Annotated in this window: 25 protein-coding genes; 18 read left to right on the top strand and 7 right to left on the bottom strand. The window is 72.1% G+C overall.

Annotated elements, in window-relative coordinates:
- Nucleotides 1-88: 88 nt before the first annotated feature.
- Nucleotides 89-448, bottom strand: a complete 360-nt coding sequence (locus ACZ6W9_RS33915; protein WP_362936610.1) for a DUF1801 domain-containing protein — start codon at nt 446-448, stop codon at nt 89-91.
- A gap of 222 nt (nt 449-670) precedes the next feature.
- Nucleotides 671-1,258 carry a flavoprotein gene (locus tag ACZ6W9_RS33910; RefSeq protein WP_389962319.1) on the bottom strand — a complete coding sequence of 196 codons (588 nt, stop codon included), beginning with the start codon at nt 1,256-1,258 and terminating at the stop codon, nt 671-673.
- A 317-nt stretch (nt 1,259-1,575) separates the two neighbouring features.
- Between ACZ6W9_RS33910 and ACZ6W9_RS33905 the strand changes: the two genes are divergently transcribed.
- Entirely contained in the window at nt 1,576-2,454 is an 879-nt protein-coding gene (locus ACZ6W9_RS33905) for a GNAT family N-acetyltransferase (RefSeq protein ID WP_470121426.1), read from the top strand.
- A 93-nt stretch (nt 2,455-2,547) separates the two neighbouring features.
- Here ACZ6W9_RS33905 and ACZ6W9_RS33900 read toward each other — a convergent pair whose 3' ends face one another.
- Nucleotides 2,548-3,357, bottom strand: a complete 810-nt coding sequence (locus ACZ6W9_RS33900) for an MBL fold metallo-hydrolase (protein WP_470121424.1) — start codon at nt 3,355-3,357, stop codon at nt 2,548-2,550.
- Between the two features lie 435 nt (nt 3,358-3,792).
- Between ACZ6W9_RS33900 and ACZ6W9_RS33895 the strand changes: the two genes are divergently transcribed.
- Nucleotides 3,793-4,035 carry a cell division protein SepF gene (locus tag ACZ6W9_RS33895; RefSeq protein WP_362936622.1) on the top strand — a complete coding sequence of 81 codons (243 nt, stop codon included), beginning with the start codon at nt 3,793-3,795 and terminating at the stop codon, nt 4,033-4,035.
- Nucleotides 4,036-4,138: 103 nt separating this feature from the next.
- On the opposite strand, the gene ACZ6W9_RS33890 is transcribed toward ACZ6W9_RS33895, so the two are convergent.
- Nucleotides 4,139-4,354: a hypothetical protein gene (locus ACZ6W9_RS33890; RefSeq protein ID WP_389962310.1), complete on the bottom strand. Its 216-nt coding sequence runs from the start codon at nt 4,352-4,354 to the stop codon at nt 4,139-4,141.
- A 147-nt stretch (nt 4,355-4,501) separates the two neighbouring features.
- Between ACZ6W9_RS33890 and epsC the strand changes: the two genes are divergently transcribed.
- The 9 genes from epsC to araA all read left to right on the top strand — a co-directional run bounded on the left by epsC (nt 4,502) and on the right by araA (nt 15,100).
- Complete coding sequence (epsC, locus tag ACZ6W9_RS33885; RefSeq protein WP_389962307.1) at nt 4,502-5,290, top strand: serine O-acetyltransferase EpsC; 789 nt, start codon at nt 4,502-4,504, stop codon at nt 5,288-5,290.
- Nucleotides 5,291-5,398: 108 nt separating this feature from the next.
- Nucleotides 5,399-5,761, top strand: coding sequence for an ArsC/Spx/MgsR family protein (locus ACZ6W9_RS33880; RefSeq protein ID WP_362936631.1), 363 nt, complete (start codon nt 5,399-5,401; stop codon nt 5,759-5,761).
- Between the two features lie 637 nt (nt 5,762-6,398).
- Nucleotides 6,399-7,391 carry an ABC transporter substrate-binding protein gene (locus tag ACZ6W9_RS33875; protein WP_389962303.1) on the top strand — a complete coding sequence of 331 codons (993 nt, stop codon included), beginning with the start codon at nt 6,399-6,401 and terminating at the stop codon, nt 7,389-7,391.
- Between the two features lie 91 nt (nt 7,392-7,482).
- On the top strand, nt 7,483-8,994 hold the full coding sequence (locus tag ACZ6W9_RS33870; protein ID WP_389962300.1) for a sugar ABC transporter ATP-binding protein: 1,512 nt from the start codon (nt 7,483-7,485) through the stop codon (nt 8,992-8,994).
- Nucleotides 8,991-10,088 (top strand): ABC transporter permease, encoded by a 1,098-nt coding sequence (locus ACZ6W9_RS33865; protein WP_470121421.1) that lies wholly within the window; start codon nt 8,991-8,993, stop codon nt 10,086-10,088. Before ACZ6W9_RS33870 ends, ACZ6W9_RS33865 begins: the two co-directional genes overlap by 4 nt.
- The gene (yjfF, locus tag ACZ6W9_RS33860; protein WP_389962294.1) at nt 10,085-11,074 is read left to right on the top strand and encodes a galactofuranose ABC transporter, permease protein YjfF; all 990 of its coding nucleotides are present in this window, start codon (nt 10,085-10,087) and stop codon (nt 11,072-11,074) included. The genes ACZ6W9_RS33865 and yjfF overlap by 4 nt, the downstream gene beginning before the upstream one ends.
- 58 nt (nt 11,075-11,132) lie before the next feature.
- Nucleotides 11,133-12,782 (top strand): ribulokinase, encoded by a 1,650-nt coding sequence (gene araB / locus ACZ6W9_RS33855; protein WP_389962291.1) that lies wholly within the window; start codon nt 11,133-11,135, stop codon nt 12,780-12,782.
- Nucleotides 12,783-12,944: 162 nt separating this feature from the next.
- A complete protein-coding gene (locus ACZ6W9_RS33850) occupies nt 12,945-13,622 on the top strand; it encodes an L-ribulose-5-phosphate 4-epimerase (protein ID WP_362936649.1) in 678 nt (225 codons plus the stop codon).
- Entirely contained in the window at nt 13,619-15,100 is a 1,482-nt protein-coding gene (gene araA / locus ACZ6W9_RS33845; RefSeq protein ID WP_389962288.1) for an L-arabinose isomerase, read from the top strand. The genes ACZ6W9_RS33850 and araA overlap by 4 nt, the downstream gene beginning before the upstream one ends.
- Before the next feature lie 58 nt (nt 15,101-15,158).
- Here the strand turns inward: araA and ACZ6W9_RS33840 are convergent, their stop codons facing one another.
- The gene (locus ACZ6W9_RS33840) at nt 15,159-15,788 is read right to left on the bottom strand and encodes a saccharopine dehydrogenase family protein (RefSeq protein ID WP_470121419.1); all 630 of its coding nucleotides are present in this window, start codon (nt 15,786-15,788) and stop codon (nt 15,159-15,161) included.
- 112 nt (nt 15,789-15,900) lie between these two features.
- On the opposite strand from ACZ6W9_RS33840, the gene ACZ6W9_RS33835 reads away from it, so the two are divergent.
- Together ACZ6W9_RS33835 and ACZ6W9_RS33830 are read left to right on the top strand one after the other, a co-directional pair.
- On the top strand, nt 15,901-16,863 hold the full coding sequence (locus tag ACZ6W9_RS33835; RefSeq protein WP_470121417.1) for a helix-turn-helix domain-containing protein: 963 nt from the start codon (nt 15,901-15,903) through the stop codon (nt 16,861-16,863).
- 66 nt (nt 16,864-16,929) lie between these two features.
- A complete protein-coding gene (locus ACZ6W9_RS33830; protein ID WP_389962278.1) occupies nt 16,930-17,637 on the top strand; it encodes a class I SAM-dependent methyltransferase in 708 nt (235 codons plus the stop codon).
- A 40-nt stretch (nt 17,638-17,677) separates the two neighbouring features.
- Here ACZ6W9_RS33830 and ACZ6W9_RS33825 read toward each other — a convergent pair whose 3' ends face one another.
- The gene (locus tag ACZ6W9_RS33825; protein WP_389962275.1) at nt 17,678-18,178 is read right to left on the bottom strand and encodes a hypothetical protein; all 501 of its coding nucleotides are present in this window, start codon (nt 18,176-18,178) and stop codon (nt 17,678-17,680) included.
- Nucleotides 18,179-18,416: 238 nt separating this feature from the next.
- A complete protein-coding gene (locus ACZ6W9_RS33820) occupies nt 18,417-18,959 on the bottom strand; it encodes a TetR/AcrR family transcriptional regulator (protein WP_389962271.1) in 543 nt (180 codons plus the stop codon).
- A gap of 60 nt (nt 18,960-19,019) precedes the next feature.
- Between ACZ6W9_RS33820 and ACZ6W9_RS33815 the strand changes: the two genes are divergently transcribed.
- From ACZ6W9_RS33815 to ACZ6W9_RS33795, 5 genes are all read left to right on the top strand, one after another.
- Nucleotides 19,020-20,189, top strand: coding sequence for an FAD-dependent monooxygenase (locus tag ACZ6W9_RS33815; protein WP_470121415.1), 1,170 nt, complete (start codon nt 19,020-19,022; stop codon nt 20,187-20,189).
- Between the two features lie 161 nt (nt 20,190-20,350).
- Entirely contained in the window at nt 20,351-21,121 is a 771-nt protein-coding gene (locus ACZ6W9_RS33810; RefSeq protein WP_470121413.1) for an NAD(P)H-binding protein, read from the top strand.
- A gap of 133 nt (nt 21,122-21,254) precedes the next feature.
- Nucleotides 21,255-21,875 carry a helix-turn-helix domain-containing protein gene (locus tag ACZ6W9_RS33805; protein ID WP_470121411.1) on the top strand — a complete coding sequence of 207 codons (621 nt, stop codon included), beginning with the start codon at nt 21,255-21,257 and terminating at the stop codon, nt 21,873-21,875.
- Nucleotides 21,872-23,227, top strand: coding sequence for an MFS transporter (locus ACZ6W9_RS33800; protein ID WP_470121409.1), 1,356 nt, complete (start codon nt 21,872-21,874; stop codon nt 23,225-23,227). The genes ACZ6W9_RS33805 and ACZ6W9_RS33800 overlap by 4 nt, the downstream gene beginning before the upstream one ends.
- A 161-nt stretch (nt 23,228-23,388) precedes the next feature.
- A complete protein-coding gene (locus ACZ6W9_RS33795) occupies nt 23,389-24,096 on the top strand; it encodes an SDR family oxidoreductase (RefSeq protein WP_470121407.1) in 708 nt (235 codons plus the stop codon).
- Nucleotides 24,097-24,125 lie beyond the last annotated feature (29 nt).

The raw sequence follows: 24,125 nt of genomic DNA, 5'->3' as shown, positions 1-24,125 counted from the left end.
GCCGGTCCTCCGGGGGGCCCGGGGCCTCCGGTCGATCGGCCGTCCCGCCCGCGGCCGCGGCCGCGGGCGCGGGCGCGGGCCGGCTCCGTCACTGGTCCATGAGTTTGATCCAGTCGTTCACCAGCTTCTCAAGGGTCTCCCGGCCGGCCTCCACCTCGGCCATGGAGTGGAACTTGACGTAGGCCCTGCCCTTGGGGCCCGCCTCCAGCAGTCCGGTCTCGTCGCTGAGCAGCGACCCCTTGTGGAAGATGACCGCGACGTAGTTCTTCACCCGGGGGTTGAGGCTGGCCATGTCCTCCTTGTAGAAGAAGCTGGGGCCGCCCCACTTGACGTCCTCCTCGATGTCAGGGCTCACCTTGGCGATGATGTCCCTGACGGCCACGATCTCGGCCTTCATCGGGTGGTCGAGCTTGCTCAGGAAATCGTCTACTTTCTTCGTGTCACCCATGGTCGAAACGGTATGCACGCGTGGTGCGCGCGGCCACTTCCTCCGCGTGATTCTGGGGTGTGGCGTTCCGATTCAGGGGTACGCCCGTCCGCCCGGTCCGGCGGTGATCCGGCGAGGGCGCTCCGGCCGCGTCAGGGCTCCGGGGCCGCGGTGAGGTGCTCCGTTTCCGGTCGCCGACCTGGTGGAGGCCCGTTCCGGGGGACCCGGGGACCGTCCCGGGAATCAGGGGCCGCTCACCTCGCCGGGTGTCTCCCGGCGCAGCCGTCCGAGGGCGTCGAGGGCCCGCGCCCACGGCCGGTCCTCCGGGTCCCCGGTCCGGTCGTGGACGGCGGGGGAGCCGGACCCGTCCTGCCCCTGCTTCCACCCCTGCCCGGACAGGATCGAGACGCCCTCGGCCCGCAGGCTCTCGACGCTCCGGCGGAAGGGCGCGCGGGAAGCGAGGGCGTCGTTGACGAACGGCAGTACGACCACCGGGATGCCCAGGCCCGGAGCCTCGGCGAGGAGCCCGAGGGCGTAGGTGTCGGCGATGCCCAGCGCGAACTTGTTGATCGTGTTGAAGGTGGCCGGGGCGACGATGATCGCGTCGGCTCGCGGAGGCTTGGGCTCGTCCGGCCTGCGGTAACGGCTGCGAACCGGACGGCCGGTCTGCCGTTCCAGGGCGGGGACGTCGATGAAGTCCAGGGCGGACGGGGTGGCGACGATCTGGACGACCCACCCCTCTTCCTGGGCGAGCCGGACGAGGCGGCCGACCTCACCGGCCCCGCCGGAAGCGCACACGATGACGTACAGAACGCCGTTTCTTGTGCTCATGGCGACACTGCGTGTCGCGGCTCGGGGTAGTGCTTATTGCGACGCTGGCGCGTCGCGGCTCGGGGGCTCTTACCCGGCGTCTTCCCTCGTCTCTCCGTCGCTTCGCTCCTGCGTTCCTCAGTCCAGACACCGGCGCCCCCTCGCGGGTCCAGGCAGCGGCGTTCCTGAGGCGGGCCCGGGCAGCGGCGCCCCCGAGCGGGTCCGGGCAGCGGCGTTCCTGAGGTGGGTCCAGGCACTGGCACTCCTGAGCGGGTCCTTCGGTCCTGTGAGCGGTGTTCCTCGCGGGAGACTGGTTTCGGGTGATGGGAGGGGACGAAGTGCACGATGTCATGGACATGGGGACGCCTCGGCGGCGGGGGGCCTTCCAGGCCGGGTCCGCCTGGCGGATCGAGCGGTGTGCGGCACTGGCCTGGCCGGCCGCGGTCACCGAGGAGCGGGAGGGGTGGCTGCTCCGGCACAGTCCGGGCGTGACGCGGCGGCGCTCCAACTCCGCGCTGCCGCCGCCCGCCCCCGTGACCTCGATCGAGCACGTGGAGAGGTTCTACCGCGACCGGGGTGCCCCGGTCCGCGTCCAGATCAGCCCGGCCGAGCACCACCGGGATCTGGACGCCCGGCTGGCCGGCCTCGGCTACCACGTCGAGAGCGGGGTCGCCGTCCTCTCCGCGGACACCGGGGACGTCCTCGCCGCCACGTCGTCGGCCGATACGGCGCAGGCGGGCGCGGCGGGGACGACGGGGGCCGCGGCGCGTGAGGCCGTGACGCGGGCGGGCACGGCATCGGCGGGCGCGGCGCGGTCCGTGCCGGTCGAGGTGGCGGGCGAGCCGGACCGGTGGCTCGCCGTCTTCGCGGACCTGGACGGCCACTCCGACAGTGAGACCGTCGGCAGGGAGGTCATCTCGCGGGTCGCCGGGCCCGCCGCCTTCCTGAGCGTCTCGCACGAGGGACGGGCCGCCTCGATGGGGATGGTCGTCGCCGACTCCGGTTGGGCCGGTGTCTTCTGCATGGCCACCCGGCCGGACCTGCGACGCCGGGGGCTGGCGGCCGCCGTGCTGGGGGCCGGCGCGCGCTGGGCGGCGGAACAGGGCGCCGACCGGCTGTACCTGCAGGTGGAGAAGGACAACCGGGCGGCCCTCGCCCTCTACGAGCGGATCGGTTTCACCTACTCACACGGCTACCACTTCCGGACCCTCCCCTGAGCCCGTCTCCGGGGCCGCTCGGAGGCCGCCTCCGGTGCCGGTGCCGGTGCCGCCTCGCGGACGGCTGCGCGGACGGCGTCCGTTCGGAGCGCGTCAGGCGGTGGCGTGGCGCTGGAACTCCCAGGGGTCGTGGGCGGAGAAGACCTCCACTTCGTCGCCGTGGTCATGGGTGAGGGCGCGCAGCCGGTCGCGGCTGCTCAGCCGCAGCCCGGGGTCGACCTGGGAGTCGTTCTGGAGGATGTCCATCAGCGGGTGTGGTTCCGGCTCCCCGGCCCGCAGCTCGCCGTGGTAGAAGTACGCGTCGCCCGCGTGCAGCAGCCACCGGTCCTGATCCCGTACGGCCACGCCCGCGTGACCGGCGGTGTGCCCGCCGAGCGGGATCAGCAGGATCTCCGGGGGCAGTCCTTCCAGGGTCCGCGCGCCGCCGAAGCCGAACCAGGACTCCCCTTCGCCCGCGCCGTAGATGACCCAGTGCGGCCGGTGCGCCCAGTGCGCCGGGCGGTAGCGCCGGCTGGGGGCCTCGGCCATCGCCGCCCGCAGCTCCGCCTCCATGACGTGGACGCGGGCGTCCGGGAAGTCGGGCAGGCCGCCGCTGTGGTCGACGTCGAGGTGGGTCAGCACGATGTGCCGCACGTCGGCGGGCGAGTGGCCCAGGCGTTCGATGCGGCGCAGGGCGGTCTCCGCCGGGTCGAGCGCCGGCCCCACCAGCTCCGCCCACTCCGCCTCCAGTGAGGTCGCGGGGTCCCGGATGTCGCCGAGCCCGAGGCCGGTTTCGACGAGGACCAGGCCGTGGGCGTCGGTCTCGATCAGCAGGCAGTGGCAGACGGCTGCCGCGGGCCGCGGGCCGTCGTAGGTGGCCTCGACCTCGCGCATGGAACTGCAGTTGAGGTGGTGGATCTTCATCGGTGTCCTTCCGTACGGGGCGGCGGAGATCATGCCGCGTTGTGCCCCGTGTCCGAGTGCAGGGTGTGACGTCGCATCGGTGTGGGTGTGTGGCAGGGCTTTGGAGGAGCCCTGCGCCGGCGAGGAGTGCTCCGTCTGGCGCGTGCGACGTCCTCGGCCCGGCTCGCGCCATGCCGTAGACGCTAGACCGATCGGTTCATTAATTTCAAGTAGACCGATCTACCTATTTTTAGGATCCTCGGGGGCCTTCGACCCAGGACGCCGGGGCGCGGGCGGTGACCGGACATCGCGCGTCACGTTCGGCCACCGCTTCCGGCGTGCCGGCCCCGGCCACCGCTTCGGGCGCGCCGCGTTCGGTGGCCGCATCCGGCGTGCCGCGTCCGGACGCATCCCGGCGCGCCTTGACCGGGGCCGTGAACAGGGCAGACTGGAGCGGTGATCAAAACGCTCCGCCCGCAGAACTACAACGAGGCGCTCCATGTGGGGCACTTCTTCCGCACGGGCACACCGGTGGTGATGGACCTCACCGAGCTGCCGGACGACGAGGCCAAACAGTTCGTCGACTTCGCCGCCGGCCTGGTGTTCGGCAGGAGAGGGGACATGGACCGGCTCTCTCCCAAGGTGTTCCTGCTCATGCCCGCCGGGATGGCCGCCCCCGCCGATGACGGGGTCCGATAGGCGGCTGACGGGAAACGGCCTCCGGGCGGCCGTCGTGCCGTTCCCGAGGCGACCACCGGGCTCTCACCGTGGTGTTCCCCGGCGGCACCCGGCGGGCGTCGGCTCAGGGATGACGTCTGTCGGCCCGCCGCATCTCCTGGATGAGCGGCCTCGTGTCGACGCCGCCGTACGCCCGGTGGAGCCGGGCGCCTGTCAGCAGGCTGGGCGGCACGGAGATCCGCCGCTGCTCGGGGCGTCCTCTGAGCCTGAGTACGTCGGCGGCCCAGATCACTCCCGCCCCGCCGAACAGGACGACGAGGACCCATGTGAACGCGTTCATTCCACATCCCTTCCGGGGATCGGGGAGCCGTGTGCCTTCCCTGCGATCAACGGTAACTCCCGGCCCTGCCGGGCGCGATCGTCGCGCCGCCGGCGGCCGGGGACCGCGCCGTCACATGATCCGCACACCGTGAGAACGGATGGCGGCATGCGGGCACGCGCGAAGAAGCGGGCCGGATCCGGCGCCCCCGACGATGAGGTGATGTACCAGCCCCACCCGGCACACGGGAGCCCCGCCGAGCCGACGCCGCGCGGAGACCGCCCCCGGGAGTTGCTGCGCACCCTGGGGGAGGACCTGCGGACGATCGTCGAGCGGGACCCGTCCGTCCGCAGTCGGTGGGAGGCGCTGCTGCACCCGGTGCTGCCGGCGATGTGGCTGCACCGGGTCGCCCACCGGCTTCACCGGCGCGGCCGGCGGCTGCCCGCCCGGCTGCTGATGCTCCTCGCGCGCGGGTTCACCGGGGTGGAGATCCACCCCGGTGCGGTGCTCGGGCGCAGGGTGTTCGTCGACCACGGAGCGGCGGTGGTGATCGGGGAGACCGCCGTCGTGGGCGACGACGTGACCATCTACCACCAGGTGACGCTGGGCGCGGTCGGGTGGTGGCGCGACAACCGGCGGGCCGCCGGGGAGCGGCGGCACCCGGTGATCGGCGCCCGCGTGGTGCTGGGCGTCGGCGCGACCGTCCTCGGCCCGGTGCACGTGGGAGACGACGCCGTCATCGGGGCACGGGCGCTCGTTCTCGGAGACGTGCCCGCCGGCGGGCGGGCCCTCGCCCCGGTCAGGGCCGTGTCACCGGGGCAGGGGGTGTCACCGGGGCCGGTGACCCCGGCGGTGCCGCCGGTGCCGCGCCGGGGGTGGGCCCCGCGGCCGGGACGTCCCGGCGCGGGGCACGCGCAGGCGCACGCCGGGGCGGGCGAGGCGACCGGAACGACGTGACCGCGTCCGGATGGACATCTTTCCGCCGCTCGCCTCTACGCTGCTGGGAAGACCCGCTCCCCGAGTTCCCGCCGCGTACCCGCCGCCCAGGCGCCGAAGGATGACCATATGGAGATCTGGATCAACCCCGACTGCTCCAAGTGCCGTTCCGCGCTGTCCGTCCTGGATTCCGAGCGGGCCGGTTACACCGTCCGCCGGTATCTGGAGGACCCGCCCAATGAGCTGGAGCTCCGCGAGGTGCTGACCCGGCTCGGCCTCGACCCCTGGGACATCGCCCGGCTGGGCGAGCCGGTGGCCGCCGAGATCGGCCTGGCCGACTGGCCCCGTACCCCCGCGGACCGCGACCGCTGGATCCGGGCGCTGGCCGCCCATCCCGTCCTGATCCAGCGTCCCATCATCACCACCGACGACGGATCGGCCGTCGTCGGCCGCAGCGAGGAGGCCGTCCGCTCGGTGCTCCCGCGCCGGTAGCCGTCGCCGACCCGATGCCGGCCGGCGGCGGAGCGCCCGTCGCCGCCGACCGGCACCGGACCGGCCGAGCCGGTCCGCGGTCGACGCGCGGCCGGTGAGGGGGTGCCGAACCCGTCGGCGTGCCTGACATGGGAGCGTCGAACCCGCCGTCGCGTCCGGGTGCCGGACCGGCCGGACCGGTCGTCGTGGCCGGTCGGTGAATTACGGCGGACGGAATTCACGGCGGCCGGCCCGGTGGAATTCGGGCAGTACGGAGTCCGACGGCGGGCACTGCGGAAAACCGCTCCGTCTCATGTGCCCGGGTACGGCGATCCCAGCCGTCCGATCTCTCTCACCTGCGACGTCGCTGCCGTCCGGATGTCGGCGACGTACCTGACCGCCCGGTAGTGAGCGCTAACATCCAGAGCCCGAATCCCATTTAAGAGTGCTTCGGCGGAGACGTCAACGGGTGTTAACGGATTATTTCGGTGTGATCAGAACGTAACCGGAGCCCACCTTGACGACAACTAATGTTAACGCTCACAGTTTTCTCAGGCCGAACGCGACGAGCATTCGGCGGGGCCGAGCGCCGGGCATCGAAGCCGGGCGAAGGGGGGAGCTCCGTCGTCCCGGCACTGACACCCAGAAAGGAACCCCCGTGTTCAAGAGGATCTCGGCGCTGGTCCTGGTCGGCGTCACGACACTGGCCATGGCCGGTTGCAGTGGTTCGGGCGGCTCCGGCGGCTCCGGCGGTTCGGGCGGCTCGTCCGACGGAAAGATCGTCATGGGCTTCGCCCAGGTCGGCGCGGAAAGCGGCTGGCGAACCGCCAACACCAAGTCGGTCCAGGAGTCCGCCCAGTCGGCGGGCGTCGACCTGAAGTTCTCCGACGCTCAGCAGAAGCAGGAGAACCAGATCAAGGCGATCCGCTCCTACATCCAGCAGAAGGTCGACGTCATCGCCTTCTCACCGGTCGTCGAATCGGGCTGGGACACCGTGCTGAACGAGGCGAAGAATGCCAAGATCCCGGTCATCCTGACCGACCGGGCCGTGGATTCGAAGGACACGAGCCTCTACAAGACCTTCCTCGGCTCCGACTTCACCGAGGAGGGCAAGAAGGCCGGCCAGTGGCTGGTCGACCAGTACAAGGACGGCACCGACCAGGTGAACATCGTCCAGCTCGAGGGCACGACGGGCTCCGCCCCGGCCAACGACCGCAAGGCGGGCTTCGAGCAGGTCATCTCCGCCGACCCCAAGTTCAAGGTCATCGCCTCGCAGACCGGCGACTTCACCCGGGCCAAGGGCAAGGAGGTCATGGAGGCGTTCCTCAAGGCCAACCCGAAGATCGACGTCCTGTACGCGCACAACGACGACATGGCGCTCGGCGCGATCGAGGCCATCGAGGGCGCCGGCAAGGCGCCCGGCAAGGACATCAAGATCATTTCGGTGGACGCGGTCCACGACGGCATGCAGGCGCTGGCCGACGGCAAGATCAGCTTCATCGTCGAGTGCAGCCCGCTGCTCGGCCCCCAGCTCATGGATCTGGCCAAGAAGGTCGTGAAGGGCGAGCAGGTTCCCGCCCGCGTCGTGACGGAGGAGACCACCTTCACCCAGGAGCAGGCGAAGGAGGCTCTGCCGGGCCGTAAGTACTGATCCCGGACCGGGTCGCCCCCGCGGGACGGGGGCGGCCCGCCGGCCGGTGAGCACAGCCGGTGAGCACAGCCGACGAGGAGAGAGACGCCACATGGCCCCACCCGCGCCGATCCTGCGGATGAAAGGGATCGGCAAACAGTTCCCCGGCGTGAAGGCGCTGGACGGCGTGGACTTCCGGCTGCTGCCCGGCGAGGTCCACGCGCTCATGGGAGAGAACGGCGCCGGCAAGTCCACGCTGATCAAGGTGCTGACCGGCGTGTACGACATCGACGCCGGCGAGATCGAGCTGGCGGGCCGTCCGGTGGTCTTCTCCGGACCGCAGGCCGCCCGGGAGGCCGGCATCAGCACGGTCTACCAGGAGGTCAACCTCTGCCCGAACCTCTCCGTCACCGAGAACGTCGTCATCGGCCGGGAGCCCCGCCGCCTCGGCCGAATCCGGTGGAAGGAGGCCCGCCGCCGGGCCGCTGAACTGCTGGGCCGTCTCGACCTCCACATCGACGTGTCGGCCCCTCTGTCGGCGTACTCGCCGGCCGTACAGCAGATGGTGTCCATCGCCAGGGCCCTGGACGTCGACGCCCGGGTCCTCATCCTCGACGAGCCGACCTCCAGCCTCGACTCCGGCGAGGTCGCGCAGCTGTTCCGGGTGATGCGGCGGCTGAAGGAGCAGGGCATCGCGATCCTGTTCGTCTCGCACTTCCTCGACCAGATCTACGAGATCGCCGACCGCATGACGGTCCTGCGCAACGGCCGGCTCGTGGGGGAGTACCTCACGAGCGAGCTGAGCCAGGTGGACCTGGTCGGCAAGATGATCGGCCGCGAGCTCGCCGACCTGGAGCGGCTGGAGGACAGGCCGCCGGCCAGGGAGGGCGCGCCGCTCGTGGAGACGGACGGGCTCGGCCGGTCCAGGGCGATCGAACCGTTCACGCTGACCATCCGGGAAGGCGAGGTGGTCGGTCTGGCCGGGCTGCTCGGCTCCGGCCGTACCGAGATCGCCCGGCTGCTGTTCGGCGCCGACCACGCGGGCACCGGCTCGCTGCGGATCGCGGGAGAGCCGGTCGGGCTGCGCACGCCCCGGGCGGCGATCCGCCACCGGCTCGCCTTCTGCTCCGAGAACCGGCGCGAGGAGGGGCTCGTGCCCGACCTCACCGTGCGGGAGAACATCGTCCTCGCGCTGCAGGCGTCCCGCGGGTGGACCCGGCCGATCCCCCGGCGCAGACAGGACGAGCTGGTCGCCAAGTACGTCTCCGCACTGAACATCCGCCCGGCCGACCCCGAGCAGCTCGTCAGGAACCTCAGCGGCGGCAACCAGCAGAAGGTGCTGCTGGCCCGCTGGCTCATCCTGGAACCCCGGCTGCTCATCCTCGACGAGCCCACCCGCGGCATCGACATCGGCGCGAAGACGGAGATCCAGCGCCTGGTGGCCGAGCTGTCCGGCGGCGGGATGGCCGTGCTGTTCATCTCCGCCGAGCTGGAGGAGGTCCTGCGGCTCAGCCACCGGGTCGGCGTGCTGCGCGACCGCCGCCTCATCGCCGAGATCGACAACGACGAGCGGCTGACCACCGGCGCCCTGATGGAGACGATCGCGAGCGGAGCCGCGTCATGACCGCACCCGCACCCTCCTCCGCTTCCGCGCCCGCGTCCGCCTCGCCCGGACGCCGCCTGCTCGGACACCGCCTGTTGTGGCCCGTCGTGATCCTGGCGGCGCTGCTGCTGGTCAACCTGATGTTCACCGACGGCTTCTTCAAAATCGAGCTCAAGGACGGCCACCTCTACGGCAGCCTGATCGACATCGTCAGGTTCGGCGCGCCGCTGATCCTCGTGGCGCTGGGCATGACGCTGGTCATCGCGACCCGCGGCATCGACCTGTCGGTGGGCTCGGTCGTGGCGATCTCCGGGGCCCTCGCGTGCCTGCAGATCAGCGGCCTCGGAGACCAGAACTCGGTGGGCGGCGTACTGGGGGCGGTCGGCCTCGCCCTCGCGCTCTCGGTGGTGCTCGGCGCCTGGAACGGCCTGCTCGTCGCGACCGTGGGCGTCCAGCCCATCATCGCGACGCTGATCCTCATGGTCGCCGGGCGCGGCCTCGCCCAGCTCATCACCGACGGTCAGATCATCACGATCAACAGCGCGCCGTACAAGCTGATCGGCGGGGGTTACTGGCTCACGCTGCCGTTCGGGATCATCATCGTGCTCGCGGTGCTGGCGCTGACCGCGTTCCTCACCCGGCGGCTCGCCCTCGGCCTGCTCATCGAGTCGGTCGGCGGCAACGCCGAGGCGAGCCGGCTGGCCGGCATCAGCGCGCGCGGGGTGCTCCTGACCGTCTACACGTTCTGCGCGCTGTGCGCGGGGATCGCCGGGCTCATGATCAGCTCGAACGTCTCCAGCGCCGACGGCAACAACGCCGGCCTGTGGATCGAGCTGGACGCGATCCTGGCGGTCGTGATCGGTGGCACCCCGCTGTCGGGCGGCCGGTTCTCCATCGGCGGCACCGTACTGGGCGCGCTCATCATCCAGACGCTGACCACCACCATCTACTCGATCGGCGTGCCGCCGGAGACGACGCTGCTGTTCAAGGCGCTCGTGGTGACCGTCGTCTGCCTGATCCAGTCCCCGGCCTTCCGCGCGAAGGTCTTCCACCGGCGCCGCCGCCCCGCCGGTGCGTCCCCGGTGGCGGAAGAGAAGGTGAGGGTCTCGGCATGACCGTCGCGACAGTCCCGGGCCGCCGGCTCCGGGTCCGGGTGCCGCGCAGGTACGTCCCGGTCCTGGTCACGGCCGCGCTGTTCCTCGCCATGTTCGCCGCGGGGGGCATCCGGTACGAGGGGTTCGCCACCGGGCAGATCATCCTCAACGTCTTCATCGACAACGCGTTCCTGCTGGTCGTGGCCGTCGGGATGACCTTCGTGATCCTCGCGGGCGGCATCGACCTGTCGGTCGGCTCGGTGGTGGCGCTGTCCACCATGGTCGCCGCGACGCTGCTGAAACAGGGCTGGTCCCCCTGGCCGGTGATGCTGATCGTGCTGCTCATCGGGGCGGTCCTCGGCCTCGGCATGGGCGCGATCATCCACTACTTCGAGATCCAGCCGTTCATCGTGACGCTGGCCGGGATGTTCCTGGCCCGCGGCCTGTGCTACACGATCGACACCCGGTCGATCCCCATCGAGGACCCGGTGTTCACCGCGTTCGCGCAGACGCGGATCGACCTCGGCGCGGACATGTGGATCTCGCCCGGCGTGCTGGTCGCCGCCGCCGTGGTCGTCGTGGCGGGGTACACGCTCCACTACACCCGGCTCGGCAGGAACGTGTACGCCACCGGCGGGAACGAGCAGTCGGCGCTGCTCATGGGCCTCCCGGTGGCGCGGACGAAGATCGCCGTCTACACGGTCAGCGGCTTCTGCTCCGCCCTCGGCGGCCTGGTGCTGTCGTTCTACATGCTGTCCGGGTACGGCCTGCACGCGGTCGGGATGGAGCTCGACGCGATCGGCGCCGTCGTGATCGGCGGCACCCTGCTGACCGGCGGCTCCGGCTACCTGTTCGGCACCGTGCTGGGCGTGCTCGTGCTCGGCCTGATCCAGACGATCATCAGCTTCGAGGGCACGCTGAACTCCTGGTGGACGCGGATCCTCATCGGCCTGCTTCTGTTCGTCTTCATCCTGATGCAACGCCTGATCACGGCTCGCAGGCGGTAGCCGCCGGGAAGTCCCCACCGTCGGTCCGAAAGATCGCGTGACGAGTTTTGGAGAGCATGTGAGCGGTAACGGCGAGCGCTACGTCGTCGGCGTCGACTTCGGGACCCTGTCGGGCAGGGCCGTGGTGGTGCGGGTGAGCGACGGCGCGGAGCTGGGCGGCGCGGTCCACGAGTACGCCCACGGGGTGATCGAGGACGCCCTCCCCGGGTCGGGCGTCCGGCTCGGCCCCGACTGGGCGCTGCAGTCGCCCCAGGACTGGATCGACGTGCTGCGGCACGCCGTACCGGAGGCCCTGGCGGCGTCGGGGGTCCCGCCGGAGCAGGTGATCGGCGTCGGCACCGACTTCACGGCCTGCACGGTGCTGCCCGCCACCGCGGACGGCGTCCCGCTGTGCGAGTCGCGGCCCGACCGGCCGCACGCCTGGCCCAAGCTGTGGAAGCACCACGCGGCGCAGCCGCACGCCGACCGGATCAACGCGCTGGCCGCCGAGCGCGGCGAGCCCTGGCTGCCCCGGTACGGCGGCCGGATCTCCTCCGAGTGGGAGTTCGCCAAGGGCCTCCAGGTCCTGGAGGAGGACCCGGAGACCTACGCGCTGGCCGAACGCTGGATCGAGGCCGCCGACTGGATCATCTGGCAGCTCACCGGCGTGGAGACCCGCAACGTCTGCACCGCCGGCTACAAGGGGATCTTCCAGGACGGCGGCTACCCTTCCGGCGGCTTCCTGGCCGCGCTCAACCCCGCCTTCGCCGGTTTCACCGGCAAGCTCGGCCGGGAGCTCGCGCCGCTCGGCGGCCTCGCCGGTCGGCTGACCGCGCGGGCCGCCGGGTGGACGGGCCTGCCCGAGGGCGTCGCGGTGGCCGTCGGCAACGTCGACGCGCACGTCACCGCGGCCGCCGCCGACGCGGTGCGGCCCGGCCAGATGGTCGCCATCATGGGCACCTCCACCTGCCACGTCATGTGCTCCGACCGCCTGGCCGAGGTGCCCGGGATGTGCGGGGTGGTGCGCGACGGCATCGTGCCCGGCCTGTGGGGCTACGAGGCCGGTCAGTCGGCCGTCGGCGACATCCTCGCCTGGTACGTGGACAACTGCGTGCCCGCGCCGTACGCCGGGCGGGCGGCGGAGCGGGGTCTCGGCCTCCACGAGTACCTGACGGAGCTGGCCGCGGAGCAGAAGGTCGGGCAGCACGGGCTGGTCGCGCTCGACTGGCACGGCGGCAACCGCTCCATCCTGGTCGACCACACCCTGTCCGGCGTGATCGCCGGGCAGACGCTCGCCACCCGGCCGGAGGACGTCTACCGCGCGCTCATCGAGGCCACCGCGTACGGCGCCCGCCTGATCGTGGAGACGTTCGAGTCCTCCGGCGTGCCGGTGGAGGAGTTCGTGGTCGCCGGCGGCCTGCTGAGGAACCCCTTCCTCATGCAGGTCTACGCCGACGTGCTGCGCCGGCCGCTGTCGGTGATCGGCTCCGGCCAGGGGCCGGCCCTCGGCTCGGCGATCCACGCGGCCGTCGCCGCGGGCGCCCACCCCGACATCACGGCGGCCGCGGCGGCGATGGGCAAGCGCGTCACCGGCGCCTACCTGCCCGACGAGAAGCGGGCCGACGCCTACGACCGGCTGTACGCCGAGTACCGCCGGCTGCACGACCACTTCGCGGACGGCGGCATGCTGCACCGGCTCCGCGCGATCAGGAACGAGGCGAGCGCGTGAGCGGCGACCGGAGACGGGACGGGCGCGTGAGCGGCGACCAGGGACAGGACGAGCGCGTGAGCGGCCACCGGGAACGGGACGGGCGCTCAGGGCGCGACCGGAACGAGGCGTGCGGGTGAACCGCGACCGGAACGAGGAGAAGCGTGTGATCGGGGCGGGCTCATGAGCGGGGACAGGCGTGTGATCGAGGAGCTGCGGGAGACCGTCTGCCGCCTCCATACCGAGCTGGTCCGCTACGGCCTCGTGGCGTGGACCGCGGGGAACATCTCCGGGCGGGTGCCCGGGGCGGACCTTTTCGTCATCAAGCCCAGCGGCGTCTCGTACGACGACCTGACCCCGGAGTCGATCGTCGTGTGCGACCTCTCCGGCGAACTCGTCGAGGGGACGCTCGCGCCGTCCAGCGACACGGCCGCGCACGCCTACGTCTACCGGCACATGCCGGAGGTGAACGGGGTGGTGCACACCCACTCCACGTACGCCTCCGCCTGGGCGGCCCGGGACGAGCCGATCCCCTGCGTGCTGACCGCGATGGCCGACGAGTTCGGCGGCGAGATCCCGGTCGGGCCGTTCGCGCTGATCGGCGGCGACGACATCGGCAAGGGCATCGTGGAGACCCTGACCGGGCACCGCTCCCGCGCGGTCCTCATGCGCAACCACGGGGTCTTCACGATCGGCGAGTCACCGAAGGCGGCCGTCAAGGCGGCCGTGATGTGCGAGGACGTCGCCCGCACCGTGCACGTCTCCCGCCAGCTCGGCACCCCCGTGCCGATCGCCCCGGGCGACGTCGACAGCCTGTACGACCGCTACCAGAACGTCTACGGACAGAGGAGTCACCGGTGAAGCTATGGTTCCTGACCGGCAGCCAGGGCCTGTACGGCGAGGACACGCTGCGCCAGGTGGCCGGGCAGTCCCGCGAGATCGCCGGGAAGCTGGGTGAGTCGCTGCCGTTCGAGGTGGAGTGGCGGCCGGTGCTCACCGACGCGGCGGCCATCCGCCGGGTGTGCCTGGAGGCGAACGCCGACGACGACTGCGCCGGCCTGATCGCGTGGATGCACACGTTCTCCCCGGCCAAGATGTGGATCGCCGGGCTCGACGCGCTGCGCAAGCCGCTGCTGCACCTGCACACGCAGGCCAACGTCGAGCTGCCGTGGAGCTCCATCGACATGGACTTCATGAACCTCAACCAGGCCGCGCACGGCGACCGCGAGTTCGGCCACATCCAGACCAGGCTCGGGGTGCCGCGCAAGACCGTCGCCGGGCACGTCAGCGACCCCGCCGTGGCGGCGCGCGTCGCGGCGTGGGCGCGCGCCGCCGCCGGGCGGGCCGAGTTGACCTCCCTCCGGCTCGCCCGGTTCGGCGACAACATGCGCGACGTGGCGGTGACCGAGGGCGACAAGGTCGAGGCCCAGCTCAGGTTCGGCGTGTCGGTCAACACCTACGGCGTCAACGACCTGGTCGAGGCCGTGGACTCCGCGTCGGACGCCGAGGTGGGCGCGCTGGTCAAGGAGTACGAGGACGTCTACCGGGTGGCCCCCGAGCTGCGCGCGGACGGCGGGCGGCACGACTCCCTGCGTTACGCGGCCCGCATCGAGCTGGGCCTGCGCGCCTTCCTGGAGGCCGGCGGCTTCCGGGCGTTCACCACGAACTTCGAGGACCTCGGCGGGCTGCGGCAGCTTCCGGGGCTCGCCGTACAGCGCCTCATGGCCGACGGCTACGGCTTCGGCGGCGAGGGCGACTGGAAGACCTCGGTGCTGCTGCGCACGCTGAAGGTGATGTCGGCCGGGCTGCCGGGCGGCACCTCGTTCATGGAGGACTACACCTACCACCTCACCCCGGGGGAGGAGCTGATCCTCGGCGCGCACATGCTGGAGGTCTGCCCCACCATCGCCGAGGACACGCCCTCGTGCGAGATCCACCCGCTGGGCATCGGCGGCCGGGAGGACCCGGTGCGGCTGGTGTTCGACGCCCGGCCCGGACCGGCCGTGGTGATCGGCCTGGCCGACATGGGCGACCGGTTCCGCCTGGTGGCCAACGAGATCGACGTCGTCGCCCCGCCGGAGCCGCTGCCGAGCCTGCCGGTCGCCCGCGCCGTCTGGCGGCCGCGGCCCGACCTGCGGACCTCCACCGAGTCGTGGCTGACGGCCGGCGCGCCGCACCACACCGTGCTGTCCGCGGCGGTCGGGGCCGAGGAGCTCACCGACCTCTCCGACATGCTCGGCGTCGAGCTGCTCGTCATCGACGCCGAGACCACCTCCCGGCGGTTCGCCAAGGAACTGCGCTGGAACCAGGCGTACTACCGGCTCGCGCAGGGATTCTGACGCGCCCGCGGCGGCCGGCGAGGGGGAGCTCGCCGGCCGCGCGGTTCCGGAGGACCCGCTACGGAAGCGGCTCGAAGGAGATGTGCGGGGCCAGCGCGCGGAGGAAGCCGGCGGCGTCGAAGATCTCGCCGGCGGAGGCGACGCCGGCCGTCCCGGCCCGCCCGGTGAGGACACGCTCGACCGCCTCCACCGCGAGCGGCGCGGTGACGGCGTAGATGTCCCGGCCGCTCGCCACGGCGCGCCGTTCGGCGCCGCCGGAGCGCACGACGACGTCGACGAGGGAGGTCTGCGCGGACCGCCCGTGCTCGTCGGCCGGGGCCGGCGCCGGAGTGTCCGGGTCCGACAGGTCCCTGGCGGCCTCGGCCGTCATGTAGGTGCGCACCTCGGGGATGGGCAGGTGGCTGGGGATGGTCACGACGTCGGCCATCGTGAACTCCCCGATGACGGTCCGGGGGCCCATCGGGCCGGGGAAGGGCCACTCCAGGACCGGCGGCTCGTCGTCGTGGTACTCCAGCCGGGTTCCGGACGCCATCGCCTCCAGCTTTCCGCTGTCACGGCCGGACAGGACCGGGACGAACCCGCGTTCCCGCAGCCGCGCCACCACGAAGCGCCCGGTGTGCCCGTACGCGCCGAACACCGCCACCTTGAGTTCCGACGCCCCCGACGCCTCTGACATCCCCGATGCCATGGCTTCTCTCCTCGCACTCGAACGCCCTGCCGCGATCCGTGGTGAACATCCTGGTGACGGCGGGCGTCCCACCGTGAGTGTCCGGAATGCCATTGCCCGTACCATTCCGGACATGAACACTGTCGCGCTGGCCGCCACCGACGGCATGCTGCACTTCGAGCTGTCCCTGGCGTACGAGGTCTTCGCCACCGCCCCGGCCGGCGTGACGGTCCCCTGGTACGACGTCACCGTCTGCGGGCCGGGCACCGTACGGCTCGGCCGGTTCCTGCTGGAGCCCGACCACGGCCTCGACCGGCTCCGGCACGCCGGCACCGTGATCGTCCCGGGCTGGGCCGACGTCGACGTCGATCCGCCCGCCGACCTGGTCGACGCGGTGCGCGAGGCCCACGAGGCGGGCGCGCGCGTGGCCTCCCTCTGCACGGGCGCGTTCGTGCTGGCCGCCGCCGGCCTGCTGGACGGCAGGCGCGCGACCACGCACTGGGCGCACACCGGGGACCTGGCCGCCCGCCACCCCCGGGTGGAGGTGGACCCGGACGTCCTGTACGTGGACGACGGCAGCGTGCTCACCTCGGCCGGCAAGGCCGCGGCCATGGACCTGTGCCTGCACCTCGTCCGTCTCGACCATGGCTCCTCGGTCGCCAACACGGTCGCCCGCCGCCTGGTCGTGCCACCGCACCGGGGCGGCGGTCAGGCCCAGTTCGTCACCGCCCCGGTGCCCGCCCCCGACGACCACCCGCTCGCCGAACTGTTCCCCTGGGTGATCGAACGGCTGGACCGGCCGCTGACCGTGGAGGACCTGGCCCGCCGGGCGCGGATGAGCTCACGGAACCTGAACCGCCACTTCAGGTCGGTGACCGGCACCACCCCGCTGCAGTGGCTGCTGACCCAGCGGATCCGTCACGCCCAGGAACTGCTGGAGACCACCGGTGACGGCGTCGACGCCATCGCGGCGGCCACCGGCATGGGCACCGCCACGACGCTGCGCCGGCACTTCAACCGCACGGTCGGCGTGCCCCCGGACACCTACCGCCGCACCTTCCGCTCACGGACCCGCCCCGCCCCGGACAACCGGTGAGGATCTTCCGCCGAGGCTGGGGATTCATCCCGCTCGGCGGTCTGTCCGTGGGTAGCGTTGCCCGCCATGACCGACTTCATCGCCCTTCCCTTCTACGACCTCATCCACGAGAACGCGCACGTGCCGGAGATCCGCAGGACGCTGCCCCCGCTCCTGGCCGGGGTGCGGCGGAGCGTTCTGGAGATCGGCGCGGGGACCGGCCTCATCACCACGTCGCTGGCCGACTGGACCCCGGCCGAGATCTTCGCGCTGGAGCCCTCGGCCGGCATGCGCGGGGTGCTGCTGTCCCGGCTGACCGCCCGCCCGGAGCTGCTGGAGCGGGTGACCGTGCTGCCCTGCGACGCGCTGAGCCTGGACCTGGCCGAACCGGTCGAGGCCATGGTGATGATCAATGTGATGTACGCCCTGGAGCCGGACTACCGGGCGCGGCTCTGGCCGGTGCTGGCCGCCCACCTGGAGCCCGGCGGCCTGCTGGTCCTCACCTGGCGTGACGGCGGCCCGCCGGCGGTGGGCCCGATGCGGGAACTGGACTCGCGCCGCGTGGGCCGGCACACCTACACGGTCCTGTCGGAGATCCTCGAATCGGACGGGGAGGAGGCGTGCCGGGCCCGCTACCTCTACCGGATCACCGAGGGCGACCGGGTGATCGACGAGGAGGAGATCGTCGGCCACGCCTACCGCCCCGCGTGGGAGGTGATCGAGAAGGAGCTGACCGGGGCGGGCTTCACGCGGGCCGGCGCGCCCGACGGCCTCCTCGCCTGGCGGCTCGCCTAGAGCCCGATCCAAAGCCTGGAGGCGCCGCCGGGCGGCGGGTTCATGTCCTCGGGCCCGGCGTGCGGTCGTCGCAGACCCGGCACCAGCCGAGCTCGGAGCAGTGGACGCCGTGAGCGGGGCAGAACGTCTCCTCGTCGTCCGCGCCCGGCCAGCTCCACGTCCCGGACGGGCCGTACCGCGCGGGCAGTTCGAACCGCTCGACGATGTCCCGGTACGCGCGCAGGTGCGGCTCCGCGAGGGCCGGGTCGTAGCACAGCTCGTCCCAGCGGTGGCGGGTGCCGGCCAGGTCGATGGCGCGCAGGAGGAACGCCTTCTGCCGGGGGAATTCCGCCGGGTCCCAGGCGATCTCCTTCAGGTCGAAGCCGACGCAGCCGCGGCCGGCGAGGTTCTGGTCGTGCCAGGCGATCCACTGCGCCAGCGCCCGTTCCCATCGGTCGGCGGCCAGGTCGGACAGGGCGAACTGCAGCACGGACAGGAACGCGTCGGTCGCGCCGTTGGAGAGCCTCAGGACACGAGGACCGTCGCCGAAGCGGTTGGCCATGGGCGCGACTCCTCTGCGGGCGGTTGCCGGGGGCCGGCGTCGATCGTAGGGGAGTTCGGGCCGGGCCTCCAGAGCGGTGGCCGGTGCGCGTGGCGACGGAGATGACGGCCATAGCCGCCCGGCCGTGAGGCGGCCCTCCGCTTGACGCCGTGCCCGGCGAGTTCATGTTCGAAGGCCCGGCGGCATCACCACGGCGAGCCGTGATCCGCCGCGCCGTCACCGCCTGCGGTGCGCGGCCTCACCCCTCGGACGGCATCGGCGCGGGCCCCATCAGGACGCGCAAGCCCTCCAGCAGGTCCGCCGGATCCGGCGCGCCGTCGGGGTCCACCAGCCACTGCGCCGCCAGGCCGCCCACCAGGGTCTGGATCACGGCTCCCACCTTCTCGGAGTCGGAGCCGAACAGCTCCGCCAGCCCCAGCCTGGCCTGCCGTCCCGCCTCCGCGAAGGACTCGCGCATCTCGGGGGTGCGCGCCATGTGCGCGACCAGCTCGAACTGGATCACCCACAGTGGCCTGGCACGGGTGAAGGACTCGATGACCTTGGCCCAGGTCGTCTCGAAGTCTCCCGGCCCGGCCAGCGCCCGGCCCAGGTCGTCGGCCCATTCCTGCATCGCCTCCACCACCGCCTCGTTGAGCAGCGCGTCTTTCGTGCCGTAGTGGTAGCCGATCGCGGCCAGGCTGACCCCCGCGGCCGTGGCGATGTCACGCGCGGTCGTGCGGAAGTAGCCCTTCTCGTAGAGGCAGTGCTTGGCGCCTTCCAGAAGGTCTTCTCGATTTCCCATGGACCCGAGCTTACACAGCCGTCTTGCACATGTGTCTAACACATATGTACTATTCGTGGCGTGACGAACATCCTGATCTCCGGCGCCAGCATGGCGGGCATGACCCTGGCCTACTGGCTCCGCGAGCACGGCTTCACCCCGACCGTCGTCGAGCGCGCCGCCGACATCCGCGAAGGCGGCTACAAGGTCGACATCCGGGGCGCCGCCCTCGACGTCGTCGAGAGGATGGGCCTGCTGGAGGAGATCCGCGCCCTGCGCACCGACGTCCGCGCCGGCTCGGTCGTCGACGGCGAGGGCCGCCGGGTGGCCAGCATGGACGGCGACAGCTTCGGCGGCCGCGTCCACCAGGACGCCGAACTGCACCGCGGCGACCTCGCCCGGCTCCTCCACGAGGCGACCGCCGGCGTCGAGTACGTCTTCGGCGACTCGATCGCCGCCATCGACGGCACCCGGGTCACCTTCGCCGGCGGGCTCGTCCGCGACTTCGACCTCGTCATCGGCGCCGACGGGCTGCACTCCAACACCCGCGCCCTGGCCTTCGGCCCCGAGGAGCGCTTCGTCCACGACATGGGCTACAACGTCTCGATCTTCAGCGTGCCCAACCACCTCGGGCTCGACTGCGAGGAGCTCACCTACGTCGGCCCCGGCCGCACGGCGCTGCTCTACAGCACCCGCCAGGACGCCGGCGCGAAGGCCATGTTCCTGTGGGCCGCCACCGGCAAGGCAGGCGACCGAGCCGAGCAGGAGCGTGCGCTGGCCGAGGCCTACCGCGGATCAGGGTGGGAGGTGCCACGCCTGCTGGAGGCCATGACCGGCGCCCCCGACTTCTACTACGACTCCATGAGCCAGGTGCGCATGGACACCTGGCACGCCGGCCCGGTCGCCCTGGTCGGCGACGCCGCCTACTGCGCCTCACCCGCCTCCGGCCAGGGCACCAGTCTCGCGCTGGTCGGCGCGTACGTGCTGGCGGGTGAGCTCAAGCGGGCCAGCGGCGACCACACCGCCGCCTTCCCCGCGTACGAGGCGCGGATGCGGTCCTTCGTCGCGGCCAACCAGGCCCTGGGAACCGCCAACATCAAGCGCATGGTCCTGTCGAGCCGCTCCCAGGTCCGCATGTCGATGCTGATGCTGCGTCTGGTCAACCTGCTGCCCGGCAAGGACCGGATCATGGCCAAGGTCGTCGAGCCGATCCACCGCGCCGCCACCGCCATCGACCTGCCCGCCTGGTGACACCTCGCGGACGCCCCGTCCGGACCCGCGGCCGCCAGGCGTCAGCGGAGGGCCGAGACGGGGGTCTCCGCCCGGAAAACGATCCGCCCGGAAAACGAGTGGCGACGCGCCTCCCGCCGGGAGTTCACTGAGGGCCCATCGCACGCAGAGGGAGTCCTCCGTTGATCGCAGTCTCGGCCGCCTCGGGCGCGCTCGGCCGCCTCGTCATCGCTCACCTGCGCACCCGGGCGGAGGTGGTCGCCGTGGTGCGCGACCCCGGGCGGGCCCCGGAGGGCGTCCCGGTACGGCGCGGCGACTACGACGACCCGGAGAGCCTGCGTGAGGCCTTCGACGGGATCGGCCGCCTGCTGCTGATCTCGTCTCCGGAGCTCGACACCGCCCGCAGGACCGGGCAGCACCTGGCCGCCGTGGCCGCCGCGAAGGACGCCGGCGTCGGCGCCGTCGTCTTCACCAGCTTCCTGGGGGCCGACACCGCCGCCACCGGCCTGACCGAGGCGTACCACGCCACCGAACAGGCCATCCTCGGCAGCGGCCTGCCGTACACGATCCTGCGGCACCCCTTCTACGGCGACGCGTTCGTCCCGCGGGTCTCCGGCGGGGAGTTGACCGCGAGCACCGGGGGGCGCGGCCTGAACACCGCGTTCCGGTCGGATCTGGCCGAGGCGGCCGCGAACGTGCTGACGGGCGAGGGGCATCTGGGCCGGGCGTACGACCTCACCGGCCCGCTGTGGAGCCACCCGGAGGTGGCGGAGGCGCTGGGGGTGCCGTACCGGGAGGTCCCGGACGCCGGTCCGGCCGCCATGAGCTGGATCAACGCCCAAGTGCGCGCAGGTGCGCTGGAACGGCAGACCCCCGACCTGGAGAAGGTGCTCGGCAGGCCCGCGGAGACGGTCGTCTCCCGCGCCCTGGAACTGCACGGCGCACCGCGCTGACCGCCGCGCATGTCATGCCGGCCGGCCGGTGACGATGCCGCCGGCCGTCCGGTCCGGAATCACTTGCCGGTGTGCCCCGGACATATATACAAGAGACATTGCACAATGACTCTTGTGCATTTACGGTGGGGTGATGCGTGATCATCAGACGAGCGGTACGGCGGACGGGACGCCGGAAGCTCGCGCGGCGGACGAAGTACACGAGGTGCGCGAGGTGCGCGACTCGAAGGTGCTGGCCGCGATGTCCCACCCGCTGCGCCGGCGCCTGCTGGACATCCTGCGGGTGGACGGCCCCTCCACGGTGTCCGTGCTCGCCGGAAGGACCGGGCAGGCCGTCGGCAACATCAGCCATCACCTGAAGGTCCTCGCCGCGGGCGAGCTGGTGGAGGAGGTCCCCGAGCTCGCCCGCGACCGCCGGGAACGCTGGTGGCGCAGATCGCCGGGCGTCCTCAGCTGGTCGTCGGCGGACTTCCCCGACGACCCCGTGGCGGTGGCGGCCGAGTCCCTGGTCCTGGAGCGGCAGACCGCCCTCGTCCGGCAGTGGTTCGCCGAGCGTGAGAACCACCCCGAGCCGTGGCGGCGGGCCGCGTTCACCACCGACCACTGGGCGAGGTTGTCGGTCGCCGAGCTCGCCGAGCTGGAGGAGAAGGTCTTCGCCCTGCTGTCCTCACTGGCGGACCGGGAGATCCCCGACGACGGGCAGGAACGCGAGCTCGTCTTCCTGTCCGTCCGCGCCGTTCCCGGGCAGCCGTGACCGCGGCGGCCGCCACGCAGGCCGTACGGAACGGTCCGCCGAGGACGCGCGACTTCCGGCTGCTGTGGATCGGCGAGACGACGAGCATGCTCGGCAGCGCCGTCGCCGGTGTGGCGCTCCCGCTGGTCGCCGTGGTGACGCTGCGCGCCGGGACCTTCGCCGTCGGCCTGCTGACCGCGGCCGCCTGGCTGCCGTGGCTGCTGGTCGGACTGCCCGCGGGTGCGTGGGTGGACCGCCTGCCGAAACGGCCGGTGATGCTGGCGTGCAACACCGTCTCGATGGCGGTGTTCGCGAGCGTGCCGGTCGCGGCGTGGTGCGGCGTGCTCACGATGACGCACCTGCTCGTGGCGGCCATCGTGGGCGGTGTGGCGAAGGTGTTCTTCAACCTCGCCTACCGCGCATACCTCCCCGCCCTGGTCGGAGACGAGCGGCTGCTCGCGGCCAACACCAGGCTCCAGGGCGGCGAGTCGGCCGCCCAGGTCGCCGGCCCGGGGCTGGCGGGGCTGCTCGCGCAGGGCTTCGGCGCGGTCAGCGGCGTGCTGGCCGACGCGCTCAGCTTCGGCGTCGCCGTACTGTGCCTGCGCTCCATCCGCACACGCGAAACACGCCGGGACGGCACGGCGGGCGAGCCGCGCCGAGGTGGCGGGGGGAACGAGCCGCGCCGGGACGGCACGGCGAGCGGAGCGTACGGGGGCGGTACGGCGAAGCGGCGGCTGCGCGCGGAGATCCGCGACGGGCTGCGGTTCGTCGTGGGTGACCCGTACCTGCGCACACTCACCGTCTTCAGCGCGCTGTCCAACATCGCGCTGATGGGCTACCAGTCGATCCAGGTTGTGTTCCTGACCCGGAACCTCGGCGCCCAGCCCGGACAGGTGGGCCTGGTGCTGGCCCTGGCCGGCGCGGGCGGTTTGCTGGGGGCGGCGCTGGCCGGCCGGATCGCCGCCCGGTTCGGGACGGCGCGGGGGTTCCTGCTGTGCGAGGCGTTCGCCGCGCCGATGCTGCTGCTCGGCCCGGCCGGCAGCGGCGGCACGGGCCTGGTGTCCTTCACCGCCGCCGGTTTCGGCGCGGGCGCGGGCATCGTCGCCTCGAACATCCTGACCTCCACCTTCCGCCAGCGGTACTGCCCGGCGGAGCTGTTCGGGCGGATCACCGCGAGCACGTCGGCGCTGAACTACGGCGCGATCCCCCTCGGCGGGCTGCTCGGCGGCGTGCTGGGCGAGACGGTCGGCGTCCGCGGGACCATGTGGCTGATGGCCGCCGTCCAGCTCCTCTCCATCACCGTCCTGCTGCTCGGCCCGCTCCGCCTCCTGCGCGACTTCCCCACACGCCCGCCAACGCCCAGCCGTCCATGACCGGCCCCGCATCTCCTCCGCCCGGTCAGTGATTACGGGACCGGTGTTCCGACGACATCGCAGATGTCTCATCTGGGGGGGCGGCCTCTCCGGCCTTTCTGATGGGATCCTTGAAACCATGGCTGACGAGGGGAAGACTTCTCCCGGTGATGGCCCCATCGATGGCGTCTGCCGACCGGCTGCCGCTCGACGTTCGCGACCGTACGGCCGTGGCCGCTCTGATCGGCGAGTTCGGCCCCGATGTCGTCGTCAACGCGGCCTTCCGCCAATCGGACTGGGCGACGACGGCCATGGGCGCCGCTCACGTGGCCGTCGCGACCTCCGGGAACGGCGGACGTCTGGTGCACGTGTCCAGCGACGCCGTCTTCTCCGGTGAGGCGGTCACCTATACCGAGGACCGCGTTCCCGATCCGATCACCCCGTACGGAGCGGCGAAGGCGGCCGCGGAGACGGCCGTGCAGGTGATCGACCCAACCGCGGTGATCGCACGGACGTCTCTGATCATCGGTGACGGCGGGTCTCCCCATAAGGACCTGGTGCGCTCGCTGGCCGCAGGCCGCAGGAGCGGGGTGCTGTTCACCGACGACGTGCGCTGCCCTGTGCATGTCCGTGACCTGTCAGCGGCTCTCCTGGAGCTCGCGAGCTCCGATCGCGCGGGGATCCACCACGTGGCCGGGGCGGACGCGGTGAGCCGGTACGAGCTGGGATGTCTCATCGCACGGCGTGACGGATTCGATCCGGCCCGGTTGTCGACCGGCCGGCGCGCCGACACCGGCCTGCCCGGGCCGGTCGATGTGCGGTTGGACTGCGGTCTGACCCAGCGGCATCTGCGGACCAGGCTGCGTGGTGCGCGAGAGTTCATGAAATAGCCTGCGATGCCCTTCACCGCCTCGCCGAT

This window comes from Streptosporangium sp. NPDC053982, from assembly GCF_055585205.1.
Note: the sequence above shows the minus strand (reverse complement) of the source record. Positions and strands in the feature narration are given on the sequence as shown.